The organism is Tumebacillus algifaecis (assembly GCF_002243515.1).
Classification (GTDB): domain Bacteria; phylum Bacillota; class Bacilli; order Tumebacillales; family Tumebacillaceae; genus Tumebacillus_A; species Tumebacillus_A algifaecis.
In genome coordinates this window covers 3,914,494-3,937,582 of record NZ_CP022657.1, presented here as the reverse complement: position 1 = coordinate 3,937,582, position 23,089 = coordinate 3,914,494, and the positions used below count along the sequence as shown (strand labels likewise).

The window sequence follows — 23,089 nt, the reverse complement described above, 5'->3', positions numbered from 1 at the left end:
AAGTGGTGTGAAACGATGATCGAGATGCACGACGTTTGGAAGCAATACCCGAACGGATCTGTTGCTTTGCAAGGTGTAAGCGTTCGGATTGATAAGGGTGAGTTTGTCTACGTGGTCGGCCCTAGCGGCGCCGGTAAATCCACGTTTATTAAATTGATGTATCGCGAAGAACGTCCGACCAACGGTTCGATCTACGTCAACGGCTTCAACATCGAGCGGCTCAAAGAGCGCAAGATTCCTTTGATGCGCCGTCAGATCGGCGTCGTCTTTCAGGATTTCAAACTCTTGCCCAATCTGACCATTTTCGAAAATGTAGCGTTCGCGCTAGAGGTGATCGAAGCGCCGAAGCGCAAGATTAAAACTCGCGTGCCCGAAGTGCTGGAACTGGTCGGGCTCAGCGATAAAGCGGATGCACTCCCGAGCCAGTTGTCAGGCGGTCAGCAGCAGCGCGTATCGATTGCGCGCGCGCTGATCAATTCCCCGGCTGTCATCATCGCGGACGAGCCGACGGGGAACCTCGACCCGGAAACGTCTTGGGAGATCATGGACCTGTTTGAAGAGATCAACCGACGCGGCACGACGATCGTGATGGCGACCCACAACAAAGAGATTGTCAACACCATGAAACGACGAGTCATCGCCATCGAAGAAGGTCAGATCGTCCGTGACGAGAAACGGGGGGTCTACGGCTATGAAAATTAGCACGTTTGGCCGTCATTGCCGTGAAGGGTTGAAGAACTTGACCCGCAATGCGTGGATGACGTTCGCATCCCTGTCTGCTGTCACTGTTACTCTGCTGTTGCTCGGCGTGTTCCTCTTGCTCGCTTACAACGTGCAACAGTTTTCGTATCAGTTGGAAAACCAAGTCGAGATGAGCGTTTCGGTTGTGGAAAATACGGACCGGGCGCAAGTGGTCGAGTTGGAGCGCCAACTGAAAAATCTGCCCGGTGTGGCGTCAATAAAATTTGTTCCCAAAGAGGAGGGTTTAGCCTCCTTAAAAAATAAGCTTGCTGACAACGGTCAACTGCTCGATGGACTCGAACAGGACAACCCGTTGCCCGACGTCTTTTGGGTAAAAGCGTCGGACCCGCAGCAAACGGCCAGTCTCGCCACGAAAGTCCGCACGTTGAATCATGTCGAAAAGGTCGATTACGGCAATGAGACGGTCGATCAACTGTTCAATGTGACCGAGCTGGTGCGCAACGCCGGAGCCGTTTTTGTGATCGGTCTGTGTTTCACCGCTTTGTTTTTGATCAACAACACGATCAAGGTGACGATCTTCGCTCGCCGCAAAGAGATCGAGATCATGAAGCTCTGCGGGGCGACCAACTGGTTCATCCGCTGGCCCTTTTTGATCGAAGGTCTGTTGATCGGTGTGTTCGGGTCAATTCTGCCAATTCTGGCGCTGGGTATCGGCTATGACTATCTGACGAAAAGCGTGCCGGGTATCATGCTCTTTCGTTTTGCCGATTTTGATCCGCTCATGTTCACCGTCGCTGGCATTCTGCTTGCGATCGGGGCCCTGATCGGGATGATCGGCTCGGTGATGTCGATCAGTCGTTTCCTGCGCATCTAACTATAGAAAAATCATAAGTACACGAGCATATGCTCTTTTTACTTGATGATTTCAGTTTGTCCGCAGCCGATGCGGGCTAAACATTTGTCGCTTTGGGAAGGGAGACCATGAACATGCAATTCAAGTCTCACAAACGCCTTACGTGGGGGATCACCTCTGCGCTTGCGCTTGCCCTGATCGTGCCGCAAGTCGCAGTGGCCGACCTCAATGATCTGCAAGAACAGCAACAAAATGAGCAGAACAGACTCGACGACGCCCGTGCGAAAGAGAAGGCGGCAAAAGAGAAGAAAGACCAGTTTCAAAAGCAGATCAATGTCAACGCCTCGGAGATTGAAAAGCTCTCCTCACAAATCAATGAAAAAGAAGGCGAGATCGCTCGTCTGCAGACCGAGCTCTACAAAAAAGGTCAGCAGATCGAGCGCACGCAAGGCGAGCTTGAAGAGGCCGAAAAGCGCGTAGCTGAGCGGGATAAGTTGCTCAAAGAGCGCTTGCGGCTGATGTATGAAAAAGGGGAAGTGCAATACCTTGAGGTGCTGCTTGGTGCCACTTCCTTCTCCGACTTCCTGGAGCGATTTAATGCATTGCAGATGATCTTTGCACAAGACACGGTCATCCTGCGCAAGAACAAAGAGGACCGCGATCTGATCGCAGAAATGAAAAAGAAATTGGAAGATGAGAAAAACACGCTCGTCAACATGCAAGCCACCCAACTTGAGCAAAAAACGCAGCTCGATAGCCTGAAATCGAAAAAAGAGGAGATCGCCAAACAGCTCGAAGCGAACAAAGAAGAGCAGGAGCGAATCGAATCGGAACAGCGTAACATTCAGGAAGCGTCGATCAATGCGATCTATAGTATCCAACAGCAGATCAGCGAAGAACGTCGCAAGCAAAGCACTCAGAACCCGCAAAATCCGAACACAGGCGGCAACGGACCTGCGCTCAGCGGTCCGTTCTCCTGGCCTGTGCCAAGCGGCGGTGTGATCACCTCCAACTGGGGCAATCGAATCGACCCGTTCACCGGGCAGCGCGCTGGTCATAACGGCATGGACATCGCGGCCAACACGGGCACCGATATTTCGGCTGCACAAGGTGGTATCGTGATCACGGCCGGTTGGGTAACTGGCTTTGGCAACTGCATCATCATCGACCACGGCGGTGATCTTTGGACGTTGTACGGACACTTGATGAACGGCGGCGTGCTGGTCTCGGTCGGTCAACAGGTCGGACAAGGTCAGATTATCGGCAAGATGGGCTCCACGGGACGCTCGACCGGACCGCATTTGCATTTTGGTGTCTATCAAAACGGTAAGGATATCGATCCGTATACGTATCTCTAAAATTTTACGATTTTGCAAACACCCTTCCTGCCCAGGAAGGGTGTTGTACTATCATCTAACGGATGGAGTATAATAAAATGAATATTTGTTGGCAGACAACAGAGACAAGGTGGTGCAGAAGACGATGTACATACGAGGCCGCTATTTAATTCTGGCGCTGATCGCAGCGATCGTGATCAGCAGCGGAGTGACCGCACTCTTGACGAGTGGCGACGGGACAAGCGCTCTTCCCGAGAGCACGACCGCGACGCCCGAATTTCAAAAACTGATGGAGACGTACAGCACGCTCCAAAAATCGTTCTACCAAGAAGCGAAAAGCGATCAACTGCTGAACGGGGCGATCGAAGGGATGATCAAGTCGCTCGACGACCCGTATTCCACCTATATGGCGCCGACAGAAGCGGCCCAATTTCATGAAAACATCGAGTCCTCCTTCGAGGGCATCGGCGCGGAGATTCGCGCAGAAGAAGGCAAAATTGTTGTCGTCTCGCCGATCAAAGGCTCCCCGGCCGAAAAAGCGGGTGTCAAGCCGAACGACCGCATCCGCTCGGTAGACGGCAAAGTGCTGGATGGCATGACCGCATCGGAAGCGGTCGTGCACATCCGCGGGAAAAAAGGTTCCAAGGCCGAACTGATCATCGAACGCCCTGGCGTACAGGGGGAAATCAACATCTCGCTCATCCGCGACACGATTCCGCTGGAGACGGTCTACTCGGAGATGTTGCCAGAGCAAATGGGCAAAATTCAGATCACCAAGGTGTCTGAGACGACCTATACCGAATTTTCCAAAGCGCTGGAAGATCTGAAAGCGCAAGGCATGAAAGGTCTGATCATCGACGTGCGCCAAAATCCGGGCGGACTGCTCAACATGACGGTAAAAATGGTGGATGAACTGCTTCCGGAAGGGAAGATGATCCTGCAAGTTGAGTATCGCAACGGGGAGCGAGATACCTACAAGTCGAATGCGAAGTCCTTCGACCTGCCGATCGTCGTGCTGATCGACGAAGGCACCGCCTCGGCAGCCGAAATTTTGGCCAGCGCCTTGAAAGAATCGGGCGGTGTGCCGCTGGTTGGCACGAAATCGTTTGGCAAAGGCACCGTGCAGACGACCAAGCAGTTTGAGGACGGCTCAGACATCAAGTACACGATCGCCAAGTGGCTGACTCCGGATGGAAACTGGATTCATAAAAACGGCATCGAGCCGGACTACAAGGTAGAATTGCCAGCATACGCCAGTCTGCCTGCGATCGACCCGGAAAAAGAGCTGAAGCAAGAGCAGTTTTCCAATGAGGTCAAAGCGGCGCAGACGATGCTCGATGCACTCGGCTTCCACCCAGGCCGCGTGGACGGTTTCTTCGACAACAAGACGACCGAAGCGGTCACCGCGTTCCAAAAGGCGAACAACATCGAAGCGACAGGGACGATCCAAGGAAAGACAACGACCAAAATGATGGAACTTCTGCACGAAAAATTGAAGAAAAACGATACGCAGTTGGAGATGGCGCAACGTGTGCTTCGTAAATTGATTCCATAAGCAAAAACAGCAGGAGTGCAGGCGAATGATGTCGAAGTATTGTACCCGAGGAGCATAAGGCTCTTCGGGTATTTTTTAAATGTATATTATTGTTTTTCTTTACGTGAAAAGGAGCGCGTGTGAGTATGACTGAGCTATCCATTTTCATCACCGTTTTCTCAGGCCTGGCCAAAGTCGTGGCACATCCTCTTTTTTATGTAGCACTACTGCTCGTCTTGATGCAGTATGTGCGTCAAAACGGTATGGAGCGCCGGATGTTCGGCGTGCGCTGCACCTCGGTCACCGACCAGTTTCTGCGCTCGCTGCTGTTTGGCATTGGCGGCGGTGTGTTGGCAACGCTGTTGCTCAGCGTGGTCGGCGTGGTGCTGTCTCCGGTCGATCTGATCTACGTCTGGGTGGTCGCACTTGTGTTGGCGCTTCTCAATGTGCGTTATGTCTGTTTTGCCTATGCCGGGGGGCTCCTTTCGGTGGTCAGCCTGATCTTGCAGGCTTTGCCTGTGTTTTCTGGCGGTCCTGCGTGGCTTTACAACATCTATCAGGATCTGCTGGGCCTACAGATTCCTGCACTGATGGCGCTGGTTGCCGTATTGCACCTCGTCGAGGCGTTGCTTGTTCGCTTTCATGGCGCGCAGGCGCCGCTTCCAGTATTTGTCGAAGGCAAGCGGGGGCGGTTGATCGGCGGATTTATCCTGCAAAAGTTTTGGGTCATTCCGATGGGCGCATTTGTGGTGACAGGAACAGGGACCGGTGTCGCGGTACCTGACTGGTGGCCGCTGATGTCGCTTGGTGCGCTCGGAGCTGGGCTGATGGTTGTGCCCGTGCCTGCGATCCTTGGTTTCTCTGGGGCTGCGCTGACCAAAACGCCGCAAAAGACAGCGCGGCGGACGTCCAACTATCTGCTCGGTTACAGTGTGATCTTGCTCGGGCTGTCGATCGGCGGTTCCTATTTTACACCGCTGCTTTGGCTGACCGCTTTGTTCTGCACGATCGCTCACGAACTGTTAATCCTCTGGGAAGTGCGTGAGGAGCAGAGTGGGCAACCGCTGTATGTACGTCCGCTGCAAGGGTTGAAAATTCTCTCCGTGTTGCCGAAATCACCAGCCGAAGAGATTGGATTGATGTCCGGGGAGACGATCGTCAAAGTCAACGGCATGAAAGTCAGCTCGCCGTATGAGCTGCATTTTGCAATTAATCAGAATCCGGCGTATGCCAAACTGGAACTGCTCACTCCTGAAGGTGAGCCGAGGTTTGCCGCAACGCCGATCTATATGGGGGATCATCATCAACTAGGCATTATCCTCGTGCCGGACGATCAAGCCCGCCAGTATGTGCGGTTGGGTTCGATCTCTCCGTGGCGATGGTTGTGGGGGCGCCTGGTTGGGGGCGGAAAGCAAGCACCATCTTCATACCACTAAACTGTAGAACAGATCTGGGAGGATACGTAACATGGATATCACAACGATCGTTGGCTTACTGCTGGGCTTGGTGGCGCTCGGAGGCGGGTTCCTCCTCGAAGGCGGTCACTTATCAGCACTGCTCTCGCCAACTGCAGCTATCATCGTATTTGGCGGTACGTTCGGCGCGGTGACGCTGGCAACTCCGTTCGAAGAATTGAAGAAGATCCCGAAATTACTGAAGATCGCCTTCACCTACAAGCCGCGTGACCCGATGGAGACGATTGAGGAACTGGTCGCTCTGGCGACGACGGCCCGACGGGAAGGGATCTTGGCGCTGGAAGAAAAGATCGAGACGTACGACGATGAATTTTTCAAAAACGGTGTCCGCCTCGTGGTGGACGGCGTTGACCCGGAGCTGGTACGCAGCATTTTGGAAACGGAGCTTTCATTTATCGAATCCCGTCATGAAAAAGCGGTACTGCCGTTTGATCAAGCGGGTGGTTTCGCTCCGACGATGGGGATTATCGGTACGGTAATGGGATTGGTACACGTTCTTGGGAACTTGTCTGACGTTGAGAACCTCGGGCCGCAGATTGCAACCGCATTTATCGCTACCTTGTACGGCGTGTCATCTGCCAACGTCATCTATCTCCCGTTGGCGACCAAACTGAAAAGTCGGACCAAACAGGAAGTGTTGATCCGCGAATTGATGATCGAAGGGATCTTGTCGATCCAAGCGGGTGAAAACCCGAACATTCTCGGTCAGAAGCTGAAGGCGTTCCTGGCGCCGAACTTGCGTGCACCGAAAGCGGAGGCAGGGGAAGCCAATGTCGAGACGACGTAAAAAACATAGCGGGGGCCATGAGAACCACGAGCGGTGGCTGATCACCTATGCGGATTTGATCACTGTGCTGATGATTTTCTTTGTCGTCATGTACGCGATGTCTTCGATCGACCAAGCGAAATTTGACTCTTTGTCGGTGTCTTTGAACAAGGCACTCCATCCGAGCAATCAGGTGCAGATCGACTCGATGGGGAACACGGGGATCATTTCGAAAACGACGAAGGACGGCGAACAGGATTCCAAGGAAAAAGCGCAAGGGGCGACTGCCGAACAGCGAGCCCAGGAGCAGGAACAACAGCGTTTGGAAGATTTGAAGAAAAAGGTGGAGAAGTTCATCCATGACAATAACCTCGCAGGTCAGATCAACGTGATCGACACCGCGCGCGGGGTGCAGATCACCTTGAACGATGCCGCACTGTTTGAATCGGGCAGCGCGAACTTGAAAGCGGAGGCCCAACGCATCTTGGGCGGGATGGCTCCGTTCTTACAAGTGGTGCCCAATGAGATCGCCGTGGAGGGTCACACCGACGACGTGCCGATCAACAATTCCCGCTTCCCGTCGAACTGGGAACTGTCCGCAGCGCGGGCGATCAACGTACTGCACGACCTCGAAGGGAAAGGCGTTCCGGACAAACGGTTGCACGCGGTCGGCTATGCGGACACCAAGCCGCTCAGCCCCAATGACACCGTGGCCAATCGCGCCTCGAACCGCCGTGTCAACCTGATCGTTCTGCGCCAACACAAAGCAGCATCGATCTCTCCGTTTGATAAGAACAATGTGATTCAATAACAACTGAGCAAGCGGAAAGGCAAGATCACCAGATCTTGCCTTTTTTGTTTGCGGGATATTGTATAATGGAATTCGGAAGGAGTGTCGAACATGGAAGTGATTCGTGAACAGCGCAACTTTGAACTGGTTTCTGAATATAAACCGCAAGGCGATCAACCGAAGGCGATCGAGAAGTTGGTCGATGGATTGCATCAAGGCAACCGTCATCAGACGTTGCTCGGGGTGACCGGGTCGGGGAAGACCTTTACGATGGCGAACGTGATCGCTAACGTGAACAGGCCGACGTTGATCATCGCACACAACAAGACGCTGGCCGCACAGCTTGCGGCAGAGTTTAAGGAGTTTTTTCCTAACAACGCCGTCGAATATTTTGTCTCCTACTACGATTACTATCAGCCGGAAGCGTACATACCCTCTTCTGACACGTTTATTGAAAAGGACGCTAAGATCAATGACGAGATCGAAAAACTGCGCCACTCCGCGACCTCTTCTTTGATTGAACGCAGCGATGTGGTGGTGGTGGCCTCCGTTTCCTCGATCTACGGCTTGGGTTCGCCAACCGAGTACAGCAAGTTCGTGCTGTCCCTGCGCGTCGGCATGGAAAAAGGTCGCGACGATGTGTTGCGGCGCTTGATCGACATGCAGTACGAGCGCAACGACATCAACTTCACTCGCGGGACGTTTCGCGTGCGAGGCGACGTGGTGGAAATCTTCCCGGTGCAACGCTCCGAGCAGGCGGTGCGGGTCGAATTTTTCGGGGATGAGATCGATCGAATCACCGAGGTGGACGTGGTGACAGGTGAGATCGTCGGGACGCGCGCTCATGTGGCGATCTATCCGGCATCGCACTTTGTGACTTCGGGTGACAAGTTGAAAGATGCGATGGAGAGCATTCGTGCCGAGTTGGAAGTGCGGCTCACCGAGCTGCGCGACAACGGCAAGTTGCTCGAAGCGCAGCGCTTGGAGCAGCGCACCAACTATGACTTGGAGATGATGGCGGAGATCGGCTTTTGCTCCGGGATTGAAAACTACTCGATGCATATGGAAGGGCGTCCGCCGGGCAGCAAGCCGAGCACGCTGTTCGACTACTTCCCGGACGACTTTTTGCTGATCATCGATGAGGCGCACGTGACGATTCCGCAGATCAACGGGATGTATAACGGCGACCAAGCGCGGAAAAATGTGCTCGTCGATCACGGCTTCCGCTTGCCGTCTGCGAAGGACAACCGCCCGATGAAATTTGACGAGTTTGAACAAAGCTTCCAGCAGGCCGTGTACGTCACGGCGACCCCTGGCGTGTACGAGCAGGAGCACAGCACGCTTGTCGTCGAGCAGATCATCCGTCCGACCGGCTTGCTCGACCCGATGATCCACGTTCGACCGATCAAAGGGCAGATCGACGATTTGGTCGGAGAGATCAACAAGCGCATCGCCCGTGATGAGCGTGTGTTGGTGACCACGCTGACCAAGAAGATGGCGGAGGACCTCACCGACTATTTCAAAGACTTGGGGATCAAAGTGCGCTACCTGCATTCTGATATCAAAGCGTTGGAGCGGATGGTGATTCTGCGCGACCTGCGCGTCGGTGCGTTTGACGTGCTGATCGGCATCAACCTGTTGCGGGAGGGGCTGGACTTGCCGGAAGTGTCGCTGGTGGCGATTCTCGATGCGGACAAAGAGGGCTTCCTCCGCGCCGAGCGCTCGTTGATTCAGACGATCGGCCGAGCGGCGCGCAATTCAGGCGGGGAAGTGGTGATGTATGCGGACAAAATCACCAAGTCGATGGACATTGCGATCAAAGAGACCGAACGTCGCCGCGGCATCCAGATCGAATATAACACGGCCCACGGAATCGTTCCGACAACGATCAACAAGAAAGTCCGCGATGTCATCGAAGCTGTGAAAACCACCGATGCAAAAGAGCAACTCAAGGTGGAGCAGAATGTAGAGAAGATGTCGAAAAAGGACAAAGAGCAACTGATCGCTCGTCTGGAGCAAGAGATGAAAGATGCGGCCAAAGCATTGCAGTTTGAGCGTGCGGCCGAGTTGCGCGATATCATTTTGGAATTGAAAGCGTCGTAGGGAATCCTGCGGCGTTTTTCTTTTTGCCGAAATGGGGAGCGCAGTTGCAGAGGGCAAGTGCTTGCATCGAGGTAGCAGGTAAGCAGGCATAACAAAGTGGGACCCCAGCTGGTGAAACGATCGGTTAAATGAAGGGTGACATCGAATGTTAAGAGATATATTAATACCGTGTTATTTATTGGTTTTCCCTGAAGTTAAAAATACTGCTAGTCAAGAATCGAGATGTAAGCTATAATTAAGATACCAATTCGAAACTTGCTAACCGAGGTGGCATTTTATGAAAAATGTGATCATCCGTGGCGGCAACATCTGTAGTTAGGTCAGACCAAATAATCATTCAATAAGGACCCCAGCCTAATTTATAGGTTGGGGTTTTTTTGATTTTTCTTATCGTCCGTTGCTTTTTTGAAGAAAATGGGTCAATATAGGAGTTAGAGAATGTTTGTTCGTATACATCGTGGAAAAGAGGAAGGAAATGGCACAAGAGAACATTGTTGTCAAAGGTGCGCGCGCACACAATTTGAAAAATGTTGATGTGACGATCCCGCGCGACAAGTTTGTCGTCTTGACCGGACTGTCCGGTTCGGGCAAATCGTCTTTGGCGTTCGATACGATCTATGCAGAGGGCCAGCGCCGCTATGTGGAATCGCTTTCTGCCTATGCACGACAGTTCTTGGGACAGATGGACAAGCCGGATGTGGACTCGATCGACGGGCTGTCTCCGGCGATCTCCATCGACCAGAAGACCACCTCGCGCAACCCGCGCTCGACGGTCGGAACGGTCACCGAGATCTATGACTATCTGCGCTTGCTGTTTGCCCGCGTCGGGCGGCCGCATTGTCCGAACCACCCGAACATCGAGATCACGTCCCAGACGGTGGAGCAGATGGTCGATCGAATCATGGAACTCCCAGAGCGCACGCGGATTCAAATCTACGCCCCGCTCGTCAAAGGCCGCAAAGGCGAGCATACGAAAGTGTTCGAAGACATTTCTAAGCAGGGATTCGTCCGCGTCCGCGTCGATGGTCAGTTGCGGGAGTTAAGCGACGAGATCAAACTGGAGAAAAACAAAAAGCACACGATCGAAGTGGTCGTTGACCGCATCGTGGTCAAAGACGAAGTGCAGACCCGCCTCGCCGATTCGCTGGAGACGGCGCTGAAGCTGGCAGAAGGCACGGTGATCGTGGGCATCGTGGACGGAGAAGAGATGCTGTTCTCCTCCAGCTTGTCTTGCCCGGAGTGCGGGTTCTCCGTGCCCGAACTGGCCCCGCGCATGTTTTCGTTCAACTCGCCCTTTGGGGCCTGTGAAACGTGCGCTGGTCTTGGCACGAACATGGAAATCGACCCGGATTTGGTGATTCCTGACTGGTCGAAGTCGCTGGCAGAAGATGCGATCGAACCGTGGCAAGGGCGGACTTCCAACTATTACCCGCAGCTGCTCGAAGCGGCGGCCAAATATTTCGAGGTCGATACGAAACTGCCGTTTCGCGACGTGCCGGAAGAGAAGCTGAAAAAGATTCTCTACGGCAGTCAAGGTGATAAGATCAAGTTCAAGTATGAAAATGATTTTGGTCAGTCGAAGATAGCGGAGATGGAATTCGAAGGGGTCATCACCAACTTGGAGCGCCGCTATCGGGAGACGACGTCCGACTATGTGCGTGAGTTTATCGAAGAGTACATGAGCGCCAAGCCGTGTCCGGCCTGCAAAGGCAAGCGTTTGCGCCCGGAGAGCTTGGCGGTGACGATCGGCGGGGAGAGCATCTCGTATGTGACCGGGTTGTCGGTCATCGATGCGCTTGGCTATTTTGGCGGTCTTTCCCTATCTGAAAAGGAGCTGACGATCGCCAAGCTGATCTTGAAAGAGATTGAAGCGCGGCTCGGCTTCCTGCGCGATGTGGGGCTCGATTATCTCAACTTGTCGCGTTCGGCAGGCACGCTGTCCGGAGGCGAGGCACAGCGGATTCGCTTGGCGACGCAGATCGGGTCGTCGCTGATGGGCGTGCTGTACATCTTGGATGAGCCGTCGATCGGGCTGCACCAGCGCGACAACGAGCGTTTGATCAACACGCTGGTGCACATGCGCAATCTGGGCAACACGCTGATCGTCGTCGAGCATGATGAAGACACGATGCTCGCGTGCGACTATATCATCGACATCGGGCCTGGGGCAGGCGTGCACGGCGGGCAGATCGTGTCGCAAGGGACGCCAGAGCAGGTCATGGCCGATGAGAATTCGATGACCGGAGCTTACCTGAGCGGGCGGAAGTTCATTCCGGTGCCGGAGGAGCGCCGCAAGCCTGGCGACAAGTGGGTCAAGGTGAACGGGGCCAAAGAGAACAATTTGAAAAACATCTCCGTCAAGTTTCCGATCGGGTTGTTCACGTGTGTAACGGGCGTGTCAGGCTCGGGCAAATCGACGCTGGTCAACGAGATTTTGAAAAAATCGTTGGCGATGCATCTGAACGGGGCCAAGACGAAACCTGGCGCGCACAAGTCGATCGAAGGGTTGGAGCTGCTCGACAAGATCATCGACATCGACCAATCTCCGATCGGGCGGACCCCGCGCTCCAATCCGGCCACCTATACGGGCGTTTTCGATGATGTGCGCGATGTGTTTGCGGCGACGAACGAAGCGAAGATGCGCGGGTACAAAAAAGGGCGCTTCTCGTTTAACGTCAAAGGCGGACGCTGTGAAGCGTGCAAAGGCGATGGGATCATCAAGATCGAGATGCACTTCTTGCCCGACGTCTATGTGCCGTGTGAGATCTGCAAAGGCAAGCGATACAATCGTGAAACGTTAGAGGTAAAATATAAAGGCAAGAGCATTGCCGACGTGTTGAACATGACGGTGGAGGATGCCGTCGAGTTTTTCAAAAACGTGCCAAAGATCGCGCGCAAGATGCAGACGCTGCTCGATGTGGGTCTGGGATATGTCCGTTTGGGACAGCCTGCAACCACGCTGTCCGGCGGCGAAGCGCAGCGGGTCAAACTGGCCTCCGAACTACATCGCCGCAGCACAGGGCGCACCATGTACATTTTAGATGAACCGACCACCGGTCTGCACACGGCCGATATTGACCGTTTGCTCAACGTGTTGCAACGATTGGTGGATTCAGGCGAATCTGTTGTCGTCATCGAGCATAATCTCGATGTGATCAAGACGGCCGACTATCTGGTCGATCTCGGTCCTGAAGGCGGCGACAAGGGCGGTACCATCGTCGGCTCTGGAACGCCGGAACAGATCGCGAAGATCGAAGAATCGTGGACCGGGAAATTCCTCGGACCGATTCTGGTGCGTGACAAAGCGCGCGCCAAGGAGCAGGCCAAGATCGCGGTGCAGTCGTAGGCGTCAGTCAAAAAGCAGGCTCTTTAGGAAGCCTGCTTTTTGAGTCTCAACGCGCGGATTAAACGTAAGAATTCATGCTGACGTTTTTTTGCAGAGCGACTGCTGAGGTGATGGAGCAGATACAGGCCGAGCCCGATCAAGGACAGCACCGCATTTTGCAGGAAAAAATGGGCCTGGTCGTTCACGGCGAGCACGAACCATTGCAGGAGGAGGGCCGCTGTGCAGCCGACGTACCAACGGCCTGCGAGCAGGCAGAGCGCAAGCATCGGGAAGACGGTGGTCGCAAACAGCGGGATGGCGTCAGGCAGGGGCAGGATCGCCCAGAGTGGGACGCGGGTGTAGAGCAGGTAGAGAGCGAAAGTGGTGACGATCGTGACGCTGAAGCGGTGCAGGTCGCTGTAAAATTGCTGCCGCTCCCGGAAGCGGCTCAAGTTGCGGCCTCGTTTGGCTAGCCCATACAGCACCGCTGCGGTCAGTAGGGAACTGCCGAGCAGAACGATTAAAATGAAAAGTTTCTCTATCATGTTCCGTTGACACCTCATTATTCGGAAAGTAGTATTAATAATGTAAAAAGTAGAGGCACTTGCGTTTTGCGCGCCACTTTAGTAGCATGTTGTGAAGAAACGATCGGAAGATAAGGAGTTTGTAGATGGGAACCTGGAAGCATGAGCGTTTATCGCAAGAGTTTGTGCGCTATATTGATCAAGGCGTGGTTGAGCTTTCCAAACGACTCAAGGAAGAGCCCCAGCTTCGTTCGCAGATGGAATCGGTGATTCATGAACAGCTGTCCCGCTCCCAGATGGAAGCGCACGACATCGAACAAGGTCTGTCGATTTTGACCGGACCGGACATCGCTCAGGCTGTCGTGGCCTCGCTTCGTCTGCTCGATACACACGAGGAGATCGAAGAGTTGCGCGATGCAGGATATGACGAGCAGACCGTCCAGTTTCTACGCTACTTGGTCGCTCGCTACGGCCCTGTGTTTAAAGCGTACCGCCGTCGCGTGCACTATCCGCTCGGCTGGCACAAGTGTAGCTTTGCCGTCACCAAGCCAGAGTTCGGCGGCCCTTATCTCAATATGAAAGTGATGCGCAATGACGATACTTCGCTCGTCCTTGAAGATGATACCGAATCGATGGTCCGCTTGATCAACTTGATGCTCGGCGCGTTGGAGCAAGTCGGCGATCACTCGTCCATAGCTGAAGAGACGGTTCAGGAATTTGTAGAACGCACGCAAAAGCTAATCACCCACTCGGTGGAGAGCACGATGGGCGGTTCCAAAGGAACAGAACACTAGTTGCTTGTTGCTATATCTACGTCTCTTCCGGCACCATTATGCTAGTCTGTGAGAAAAAGGAGCGGGAATCCCGCTCCTTTTGTTTTTGGGCAAAACAAGATATGATACCTGTAAAAGGAAATCTAATCGGACGATGGAGGGATTACTTACGATGAAGATTCTTGTGACGGGCGGTGCCGGATTTGCCGGATCGCACATCGTTGACACATTCATTGCGGCTGGACATGATGTCGTAGTTGTGGACGACCTTTCCACCGGGTCAAGGGACAATCTCCACCCCAAAGCCAAATTTTACGAGATGGATATCAACGACCCCGCTCTGCACAGCATGATCGAAGCGGAAGGCATCGAAGCGATCTCGCACCAAGCGGCTCAGATCAAAGTGCCGCTTTCGATCAAGGACCCCGGGCTCGATGCTCAGATCAACATCATGGGTACGATTCAAGTTCTCGAAGCGGCCCGTAAGTTTGGGCTGAAATTTATCTTCGCAGCGTCTGCTGCGATGTACGGGACGCCAGAATACTTGCCGATCGATGAGCAACATCCGCTCAACCCGCTTTCGTTTTACGGCTTGAGCAAAAAGGTGAACGAAGACTACATTCGCATGTACGGTGAGCTGTACGGCGTCAACTATACGATCCTTCGCTATGCCAACATCTACGGCCCGCGCCAAGGGCGATTTGGTGAAGGCGGCGTTGTGTCAATCTTCTTGGAACAGATGATCAAGGGCCAACAGGTCAACATCGAAGGGGATGGCGGGGCGACTCGCGACTACATCTATATCGGCGATGTGGCCGAAGCCAACCTGATCGCGCTGACTTCCGACAAAAACCTAACTGTCAACATCTCGACCGCGACTCAGGTGTCGGTCAACGAACTGTACAGCACGATGAAAGACCTGACCGACTATCCTTTGGAAGCTGTACACGGCCCGGCCCGCATCGGTGACATCTATCACAGCACGATGAGCAATCGGATGGCGGTCACCGAACTGGGTTGGCAACCGAAGACTTCGCTGCGCGAGGGCTTGGCGAAGACGATCGAGTGGGGCCGCAACGCGTACGGTGAGCAAGCATGATGCCAAAGACGATCTCCATCGAAGAGTTGCGCAGCGACTTTGAGTTGGAATTGATCAATGAAGGGGCGGACATGAGCCGCCTGATCTCCGTTTCAGATATCAACCGTCCAGGGCTTGCTCTGGCCGGATTTTTTACCTATCACCCGGCGGAGCGCGTGCAGGTGATGGGGCGCACCGAGGTCACTTTTTTTGAAGGGATGAGCGCGCTCCAGCAAAAGGAGCGTGCCGATCTGCTCTGCTCGTATGAACAGACGCCATGCCTGATTTTGGCCCGGGCGATGGAAGTTCCTGCAGCGCTGATGAACGCTGCGCGGGAAAATCGCTTGCCGATCTTGCGCACGGCGCTGTCCACGACCAAGCTGACCGGACGCTTGCAGTCCTATTTCGACCGCAAGCTGGCCAAGGAGACGCTGTTGCACGGTGTGCTCGTCGATGTGTACGGCATCGGCATCCTGATCACCGGTTCCAGCGGCATTGGAAAAAGTGAGACGGCGCTCGAACTGGTCAAGCGTGGTCATCGCCTCGTCGCCGATGATGCGGTGGAAATCCGCAACATCGCCGATACCCAGTTGGAAGGTACGTCTCCGGAAATGCTCCGCCATCTGATCGAGATTCGCGGCTTAGGCGTGCTGAACGTGATGACGCTGTTCGGGGCAGGCGCGATTCGCACGCACAAAGATTTGGAACTGGTGATCAAACTGACGATGTGGGAAGACAATGTCGCTTATGACCGCTTGGGATTGGATGAAGAGACGATCAACATCCTCGATATCGACATCCCGTTGCTCACATTGCCTGTAAGACCTGGTCGTAATTTAGCGGTAATTTTGGAAGTTGCCGCGATGAATCAGCGCTTGAAACTGATGGGTTACAATGCGGCGCGAGACTTGTCAGACAAGATGATGAAGACGATGAACTCAGAAAGCTTCCTCGATTGAGGGAGTTTTCTGGTTCTTATGAGTAGGTAACAAATTATATTTTTTACAAAAAGTACGGAAGGAACGTGTAGGATATTGTCGAATACAGACTATCGGGTTTTATAATCTTTAATGTCCGTCTAAAGCAATGGGTAAATGCGAACTAAAGTTCGTATTTTTAGGCGGTTGTTCGTTCCTGGGGAGGGATATCATGGGTAAGCTGACAGAAGTACTCAACGACCGCGGTCGTCAAATCGTAGCTGGCAGCGTTACAGGAGTCAGAAATTACATCAAAAATATCAATTGGAAACAGGTAAAGGCAAATTGTGTCGCGGAGGTAAAAGGCACGTTCCATCTTCGCAACTCGATGGCCGCTTTAGCAGTCTTGTTGCTGACTTCGGTCGGTGTATATACATTCTCGGAAAAAGTTGCCGCTACAGAGCATGTTTATCGTGTGTACATAGATGGCCAGTATTACGGAGTGATCGAGGATAAAGCGTCGATCGAATCGACAATTCAATCGCTCGGCACGGAAATGAAGGCGGAAGTGATCTTCCAGCCAGTTCATCAGCATGTGAGTGTGACCAATGAGATTCACGTCGCCAACGCGATCATCGAATCGACCAAGGAGTATGCGGAAGTTGTCGTTGTTCGCGTCGATGGTCGTGATGTGGTGACGGTTCAAGACCAAGAGACGGCTGAAAAGCTGATCGCGAGATTGAAGGATCAATACGTCAATCCGAATGAGCAGGAGCAAGTCTCCCTTGCGGAAACGGTAGACTTTATTAAGGTGCAGGACGAAGTGCAGAAGGTCACTTCTTTTGAAGCTGCCTTCCAATTGATCGCACAAGGTGTCATCGAGCAGAAAACATACGTAGTGTCGCGCGGTGATTCGCTGTGGGACATTGCGCTTAAGAACATGATGTCGGTCGAGCAATTGCATGATGCCAATCCGAACATCGCAAACATCGACGCGATCGGTGAAGGTCAGGAGATCAATCTTGTGGCCAAAGAACCGCTGATCAGCGTGCAGACGATCAGTGAAGTGACGCGCGAGATCACCAAGAACTATGAGGTTGAGTATCGCGATGATAGCTCGATCTTTGAAGGTCAAGAGGAAGTCGTGCAGGAAGGCGAGACAGGCAAGATCAAGCAGGTTGTGAAAATCACCAAGAAAAATGGCATCGTCCTCAAAGAGGACATCCTGAAGGAAGAGGAACTTGCCGCTCCGGTCAAAGAGATCATCGCCAAGGGCACGAAGAAGAAGCCGACCTACGGCTTCTACAACGGTCCTGTGACAGCGATCGGTGGTGGCAGTTGGGCCTATCCGGTCGGCGGCGGGTACGTCTCGTCGTACTATGGCGAGAACCGCGGCGGTCGCCCGCACTTGGCGATCGACATCGCGGCATCGACCGGAACGGCCGTCTATGCATCCAACTCAGGAACGGTGAGCTATGTGGGCGATGCAGGCGACGGTTATGGCAACTGCATACGAATTTCGCATGGCAACGGGATTGTGACGCTGTATGGTCATTTGAGTTCGATGGCTGTGTCACCTGGCCAATCGGTTGGCAAAGGCCAGTACATCGGCGGCGTCGGTTCCACCGGTTGGTCAACAGGCGCTCATTTGCATTATGAGGTGCGCATCAATGGCGCGCAGATCAACCCGAGCCCGTATATGTAAGAAACAAGCAGTCTTCGTGAAGAGGCCCGTGCAAGTTGCGGGTCTCTTTATGTTATAATTGAGCCATAAGTTTACTTGAGGCTATACGTACAGTGGGGTGAGGGTGTTGCAAGGCGTTATCTACCGCGGCTGGCTGACGGGACTCCGAACGACGTGGATTCTGGGAAAAGTGATTGTGCCGATCACGTTGCTCGTCTCGCTGCTCAAGCACACGCCCGTCATCGAGTGGGTCGTTCATCTGTTTGCGCCGCTGATGGGGCTCTTCGGCCTGCCAGGTGAAGCTGCCATCGTGCTGGCATTAGGATTTACATTGAACTTATACGCGGCGATCGGTGCCATGTTTTCCTTGGCGCTGAACTCGCCGGAGATTTTAATCCTTTGTGTGATGTTGTCATTTTGCCACAACCTGTTCGTGGAAACGGCGGTTGCGAAGCGCTTGGGGTTGAACAGCGCCATCGTGGTCCTCGTGCGGTTTGGCATGGCGTTTATCGGCGGTGTGACGCTCCATCTGGCGCTCGGCAATCAGGTCGGCGCCGTAGCAGGCACGTACACGCATCTCGCCTATCTCTGGGAGATGCCGCTGTTGTCCGTGCTTGGCGAAGTTGGGGGGACGATTTTCAAAGCGGTCTGGCAGTTGGCCTTGATCGTCATTCCGCTGATGATGTTGATTCAGGTATTGAAAGAGCGCAAGGTGCTCGACAAGCTTGCGGTGAAGATGACGCCGCTGATGCGGATGCTCGGTTTGTCAGAACATGCGGCGATTCCGATGCTGGCAGGCATCTGGTTTGGGCTCGCTTACGGCGCGGGCGTGATTCTGGAAGCGACGCGGGAAAAGCCGATGGAAAAACGCGAGCTCTACCTGCTGATGGTATTTCTCGTGCTCTGTCACGCTGTGGTCGAAGATACGTTGATCTTCCTGCCGCTGGGAGTTAACGGCTGGTACCTGCTCGCGATCCGCTTGGTCTCCGCATTGGTGCTGACCTTCCTGCTGGCTCGTCTTTGGCGCAGGCAAGCAGGACGGCAGACGGTGTCCAAAGGCCAAATTGAAATGTAGCTGTACAAGTGCACCAGGAGGGAAAGACAGATGAAATACCGCTATGTACTCTTTGATTTAGACGGAACGCTGCTCGATACGAATGAACTGATCTTGCGCTCGTTTGAACACGCGTTGGAAACGCACGTGCCAGGCCAATACACCCGCGAGCACGTGCTGCCGCATATGGGCGAGGCGCTGATCGATCAGATGGAACGATTCGTGCCGGGACGCTCGCAGGAACTGGTCGCGACATACCGGAAGTTCAACATTGAGCACCATGATGCGCTGGTCACCGAATTTCCGCAGGTGAATGAGGTGTTGGAAAAATTGCATCAGGCGGGAATCAAAATGGCGATCGTCACGTCCAAAATGCGCTTGACCGCGCAGATGGGCTGGGAATTGGTCGGGATCGGTCGATACTTTGACGCCTTTGTGACCGCAGATGATACAGAGAAGCATAAGCCTCATCCCGACCCGCTTTTGATGGCGATGCGGCTGTTAGGGGCCGATCCGGAGCAGACGTTGATGGTCGGGGATTCGCCGTATGACATCCTCGGCGGTCAGGCGGCCGGTGTGAAGACCGCCGCCGTGGCGTGGAGTCTGCGCGGGGAGGCCGGATTGCGCGAACACAAGCCGGATTACATGATTCATGACATGCAGGAACTGCAAAAGATATTGCTCGAAACGAGGTGACCTATGCGCAAGACGGTACGCTATCCTGTCGAAGGGACGAACGCCCTGTGGCAGATCTATCAAACGGTCAGCTTCTGGAAGGTGATGAAGAATTTCGTGGTGATTCAGCTCGCCCGCTACACACCTTTTCTCAAGTTGAAAAATTGGCTCTACAGCACGTTTTTGGGCATGAAGGTTGGAGATCAGACGGCGCTGGCCTTGATGGTGATGGTGGACGTGATGTATCCGGAGTTGATCTCGGTGGGGCGCAACACGATCATCGGTTACAACACGACGATTCTCGCCCATGAGTATCTGATCGACGAATATCGTCTCGGCCGCGTGATCATCGGGGACAACGTCATGATCGGCGCCAATTCAACGCTGCTTCCCGGCATCACGATCGGGGACGGCGCGGTCGTGGCAGCTGGGTCGCTAGTCAATCGTGACGTGGCACCGGGCTCGTTTGTCGGCGGCAACCCGATTCGTGTGATTCGTGCCGCAGATGAGGCACCCCTGCCACCAGAACGGGTGAGCGAGGCGGAAGAGACTGTGCAGGAGCACGACGAGGACAGCACCACGATCTTGCACTAAGTGTCGCAATAAGAAAAACCCTCTCCACGGTGGAGAGGGTTTTTCATGTTTCGGATCGAGCTACGTGAGCGGTACGGAAGTTTTGGTCGGATCGATGTTAAATTTGATGATCTCCTTGGCCCGCTTGTAGGTGGCGAGGAGTTCTTCGGAGGTTTCAGCTTTCATCCAAACCAACAACAGCATGGCCTCTTCTTCATCGCCGGGAATGACGGTTCCGACAGCGAACGGATGCATCGTGTTCAAGATACCCGGCATAGCTTTCAATTCTTCGAGACCTTCGACCGATTCGAAAAAGCCCGCGTGTGGTGCGAACAGGGTGAAGAACCCGTGGGGCTCTGTTTTGCGTTCATACGATTCCTTTGCTTGCAAGGTTCCGGTCATCAGTTCGATATAGGCCGATACATAATCAAGGCCGACCATCGTGCGCAGGACTTCGTGTGTGTAGCCGCCGCCTAAACGCGGGTTGATTTCTAACACCTGCGGGCCGAGGCCGTTTTCTCCGTAGCGAAGTTCGATGTGGGCGATCGAGTTCTTCAAACCGATCGTTTTCGCTGCCTGAACTGCATAGGCTTCCAGTTCGCGGCACTCCTCTTCGGTAAAGCGCATCGGTGGTGTGATCATGATGTCCTCATAGACACAGCGTTCCTCTTCGGTGACGATCGCTTTGTCCTGCATGATCAGCGGAACGTAGCGGTCCTCGGTGATCAGCACTTCTACCGACACTTCACGGCCTGGGATGTACTGTTCAAGCAGCAGGGAGCGCATCGGGTCAAAGTGGATCAGCACGCCATCCTTGGTCGGATAGGAGTGTGCACCTTCGTAGAAGGATTGGAAGGTCGAACCGGGCAGTTTTTCCATCGCATGGCGGAAGTGGGTGCGCAGTTCGTCTTCGTTTTTACACTTCATGATCAAGTGTGAGGCGATTCCGTTGATCGGTTTCATCAGCACCGGATAGCCGATGCGTGCGGCCTCGGCGATGGCCGACTCTTCATCGACGGCGAGTCCGTAGTCGATCGTATTCAGTCCGCCTGCGCGGAAGGCGTCGCGCATCAAGTATTTGTTGTTGGCGAGGTAGAGCGCGTCGCTGCCTTGGGATGGCAGGCCGCGCTCTTCGGCCAAGATCGCGGCATGGGCGCCGACCAAACCGTCTTTGCAGAACGGGCCATTGCCGGTAATAAACGCTGCGATGTCAGCCTCTTGCTCGATTTCGGCGATGTAGGAGCGCAGCGTATCCATGTCAAAATCTTCGGTCATATACATGCGTTCATAGATCGGTTTCCCGTCGCGCTTGTCCCGTTCATAGTTTTGCATGGCAGAGAGTGGGCCGGGCTCGAAGGGCGGAGCGATGAGGAAGGTTCGATAGCCCTGATCTTGGGCATAGGCGGCGCGAAGGGTCAAGAGCACGGCCTGCGCATGATCGATAAAGACAATTGCTTGCGGTCGGTTCATAACGGTAAGACCTCCAATACGTATAGGATTTGATTTACGTGACAGGCTGATTTGCTTGATCGCTCGGGTCGATCTTGAAGGTGACGATCTCGCGGATCTTTTGTCCGGTCTCTGCAATCTGCTGAGCTGAGTCGCCCTTCATCCAGATGAGCAAGAGGCTGACTTCTTCGTCATCCCCGTGGATGATGTGGCCGACAGGAAAGGGTTGCATCGTCTTCAGGACGCTGGGCAAGGCTTGACATTCTTCGATACCATCTATCGCTTGAAAAAGACCTCCGTGTGGGGCGTACAGCACCATCATGGCGTGCAACTCTGGCAGAACGTCATACGTTGCTTTCGGTTGAAAGGTGCCGGTCATCAGTTCGACATGGGTCGTATTGTGATCGACTCCAACCATCGTTTTTAGACTTTCCATGATGTAAGCACCGCCCATGCGCGGGTTGATTTCCAACACCTGCGGGCCGAGCCCGTTTTCTCCGTAGCGCAGTTCGACGTGGGCGACGGTGTTTTTCAATCCGACCGCTTGGACGGCCTGCACAGCACAAGCTTCCAGAGCGTTGCATTCTTCTTGTGTGAACCGCACCGGCGGCACGATGGCCAGATTTTCGTAGACACAGCGCGCGTCTTCGGAGATGTCCACCTTGTCATGCACCAGGAGAGGGATGCAGCGGTCTTCGGTGATCAGCATCTCGATCGACACTTCGCGGCCCGGAATGTACTGTTCGAGCAACATGCAGCGCATCGGGTCGAAATGCATCAGTTCGCCCTGTCGGTTGGGAAAGGCGTGTACGCCTTGGTAAAAATCTTGAAAAGCTGATCCTGGCAGCTTCTCCATCGCGAGGCGGAAGTTGCCGAGCAGTTCCGCTTCATTATTGCTTTTCAGAATCAGATGTGAGGCGACGCCGTTGATCGGCTTCATCAGCACGGGATAGCCGATCCGCGAAGCATGTGTGAGCAGTGACGCTTCATCGACTGCCAAGCCGAAGTCGATCGTGTTCAGCCCGTCCGCGCGGAAACTGTCGCGCATCAGGTATTTGTTGCCACACAGATAGAGCGCCTCCGCGTTTTGCGATGGCAACCCGCGCTCTTCGGCCAGAGTGGCGACATGGGCACCGACCAAGCCATCTTTGCAAAAAGGCCCGTTGCCGACGACCAGTCCTTTGATGTCCGCCTCTTGTTCAATTTCTGCGAGCAGAGTGCGCAAGGTGTCGATGTCAAAATGCTCCGTTGGAAAGATCTGATCGTAGGTAGGTCTACCGTCCCGTTCGGTTTGCTCGTATTGCGCCATCGCTTCCGTGTGTGCCTCGAGCATAGGTGGGGCGATCAGATAGGTACGATAGCCTAAATCCTGGGCGTAAGAAGCGCGTCGGGCCAACAAAAGCACTAAGACGTTATCAATAAATACGACAGCTTGTGGTCGGCTCATGCGATCAAGACCTCCTGTCCATGCAGTTTT

At 54.0% G+C, this 23,089-nt stretch carries 19 protein-coding genes; 16 read left to right on the top strand and 3 right to left on the bottom strand.

Features of this window, described 5'->3' with window-relative positions; all coding sequences use genetic code 11:
• Positions 1-15: 15 nt before the first annotated feature.
• From ftsE to uvrA, 9 genes are all read left to right on the top strand, one after another.
• Complete coding sequence (gene ftsE / locus CIG75_RS17420; protein ID WP_094237800.1) at positions 16-702, top strand: cell division ATP-binding protein FtsE; 687 nt, start codon at positions 16-18, stop codon at positions 700-702.
• Positions 692-1,576 carry a permease-like cell division protein FtsX gene (ftsX, locus tag CIG75_RS17415; protein ID WP_094237799.1) on the top strand — a complete coding sequence of 295 codons (885 nt, stop codon included), beginning with the start codon at positions 692-694 and terminating at the stop codon, positions 1,574-1,576. The genes ftsE and ftsX overlap by 11 nt, the downstream gene beginning before the upstream one ends.
• Positions 1,577-1,689: 113 nt before the next feature.
• Positions 1,690-2,913, top strand: a complete 1,224-nt coding sequence (locus tag CIG75_RS17410) for a murein hydrolase activator EnvC family protein (protein WP_157729624.1) — start codon at positions 1,690-1,692, stop codon at positions 2,911-2,913.
• 88 nt (positions 2,914-3,001) lie between these two features.
• Positions 3,002-4,447, top strand: a complete 1,446-nt coding sequence (locus CIG75_RS17405) for a S41 family peptidase (RefSeq protein ID WP_157729623.1) — start codon at positions 3,002-3,004, stop codon at positions 4,445-4,447.
• Between the two features lie 125 nt (positions 4,448-4,572).
• Positions 4,573-5,862 carry a PDZ domain-containing protein gene (locus CIG75_RS17400; RefSeq protein ID WP_094237796.1) on the top strand — a complete coding sequence of 430 codons (1,290 nt, stop codon included), beginning with the start codon at positions 4,573-4,575 and terminating at the stop codon, positions 5,860-5,862.
• A gap of 31 nt (positions 5,863-5,893) precedes the next feature.
• Positions 5,894-6,688: a flagellar motor protein gene (locus CIG75_RS17395; protein ID WP_094237795.1), complete on the top strand. Its 795-nt coding sequence runs from the start codon at positions 5,894-5,896 to the stop codon at positions 6,686-6,688.
• The gene (locus CIG75_RS17390) at positions 6,672-7,478 is read left to right on the top strand and encodes a flagellar motor protein MotB (protein WP_094237794.1); all 807 of its coding nucleotides are present in this window, start codon (positions 6,672-6,674) and stop codon (positions 7,476-7,478) included. Before CIG75_RS17395 ends, CIG75_RS17390 begins: the two co-directional genes overlap by 17 nt.
• Before the next feature lie 90 nt (positions 7,479-7,568).
• Positions 7,569-9,560, top strand: a complete 1,992-nt coding sequence (gene uvrB / locus CIG75_RS17385; protein WP_094237793.1) for an excinuclease ABC subunit UvrB — start codon at positions 7,569-7,571, stop codon at positions 9,558-9,560.
• A gap of 475 nt (positions 9,561-10,035) precedes the next feature.
• On the top strand, positions 10,036-12,906 hold the full coding sequence (uvrA, locus tag CIG75_RS17380; RefSeq protein ID WP_094237792.1) for an excinuclease ABC subunit UvrA: 2,871 nt from the start codon (positions 10,036-10,038) through the stop codon (positions 12,904-12,906).
• A gap of 23 nt (positions 12,907-12,929) precedes the next feature.
• On the opposite strand, the gene CIG75_RS17375 is transcribed toward uvrA, so the two are convergent.
• Complete coding sequence (locus CIG75_RS17375; protein ID WP_094237791.1) at positions 12,930-13,430, bottom strand: hypothetical protein; 501 nt, start codon at positions 13,428-13,430, stop codon at positions 12,930-12,932.
• A gap of 125 nt (positions 13,431-13,555) precedes the next feature.
• Here CIG75_RS17375 and CIG75_RS17370 point away from each other — a divergent pair, with 125 nt between their 5' ends.
• From CIG75_RS17370 to CIG75_RS17340, 7 genes are all read left to right on the top strand, one after another.
• Positions 13,556-14,203 (top strand): hypothetical protein, encoded by a 648-nt coding sequence (locus CIG75_RS17370; protein ID WP_094237790.1) that lies wholly within the window; start codon positions 13,556-13,558, stop codon positions 14,201-14,203.
• A 151-nt stretch (positions 14,204-14,354) separates the two neighbouring features.
• Positions 14,355-15,281, top strand: coding sequence for an NAD-dependent epimerase/dehydratase family protein (locus CIG75_RS17365; RefSeq protein WP_094237789.1), 927 nt, complete (start codon positions 14,355-14,357; stop codon positions 15,279-15,281).
• Positions 15,281-16,219: an HPr(Ser) kinase/phosphatase gene (gene hprK / locus CIG75_RS17360; protein WP_094237788.1), complete on the top strand. Its 939-nt coding sequence runs from the start codon at positions 15,281-15,283 to the stop codon at positions 16,217-16,219. The genes CIG75_RS17365 and hprK overlap by 1 nt, the downstream gene beginning before the upstream one ends.
• A gap of 190 nt (positions 16,220-16,409) precedes the next feature.
• Positions 16,410-17,882, top strand: a complete 1,473-nt coding sequence (locus tag CIG75_RS17355; RefSeq protein ID WP_172844479.1) for a M23 family metallopeptidase — start codon at positions 16,410-16,412, stop codon at positions 17,880-17,882.
• A gap of 103 nt (positions 17,883-17,985) precedes the next feature.
• Positions 17,986-18,936 carry a nucleoside recognition domain-containing protein gene (locus CIG75_RS17350; RefSeq protein WP_227874272.1) on the top strand — a complete coding sequence of 317 codons (951 nt, stop codon included), beginning with the start codon at positions 17,986-17,988 and terminating at the stop codon, positions 18,934-18,936.
• Positions 18,937-18,966: 30 nt separating this feature from the next.
• On the top strand, positions 18,967-19,611 hold the full coding sequence (gene ppaX, locus CIG75_RS17345; RefSeq protein ID WP_094237785.1) for a pyrophosphatase PpaX: 645 nt from the start codon (positions 18,967-18,969) through the stop codon (positions 19,609-19,611).
• A 3-nt stretch (positions 19,612-19,614) separates the two neighbouring features.
• Complete coding sequence (locus CIG75_RS17340) at positions 19,615-20,184, top strand: acyltransferase (RefSeq protein WP_094237784.1); 570 nt, start codon at positions 19,615-19,617, stop codon at positions 20,182-20,184.
• A gap of 60 nt (positions 20,185-20,244) precedes the next feature.
• Here CIG75_RS17340 and CIG75_RS17335 read toward each other — a convergent pair whose 3' ends face one another.
• Positions 20,245-21,633 (bottom strand): ATP-grasp domain-containing protein, encoded by a 1,389-nt coding sequence (locus tag CIG75_RS17335; protein WP_094237783.1) that lies wholly within the window; start codon positions 21,631-21,633, stop codon positions 20,245-20,247.
• Between the two features lie 34 nt (positions 21,634-21,667).
• Positions 21,668-23,059, bottom strand: coding sequence for an ATP-grasp domain-containing protein (locus tag CIG75_RS17330; protein ID WP_157729622.1), 1,392 nt, complete (start codon positions 23,057-23,059; stop codon positions 21,668-21,670).
• Between the last annotated feature and the right edge of the window lie 30 nt (positions 23,060-23,089).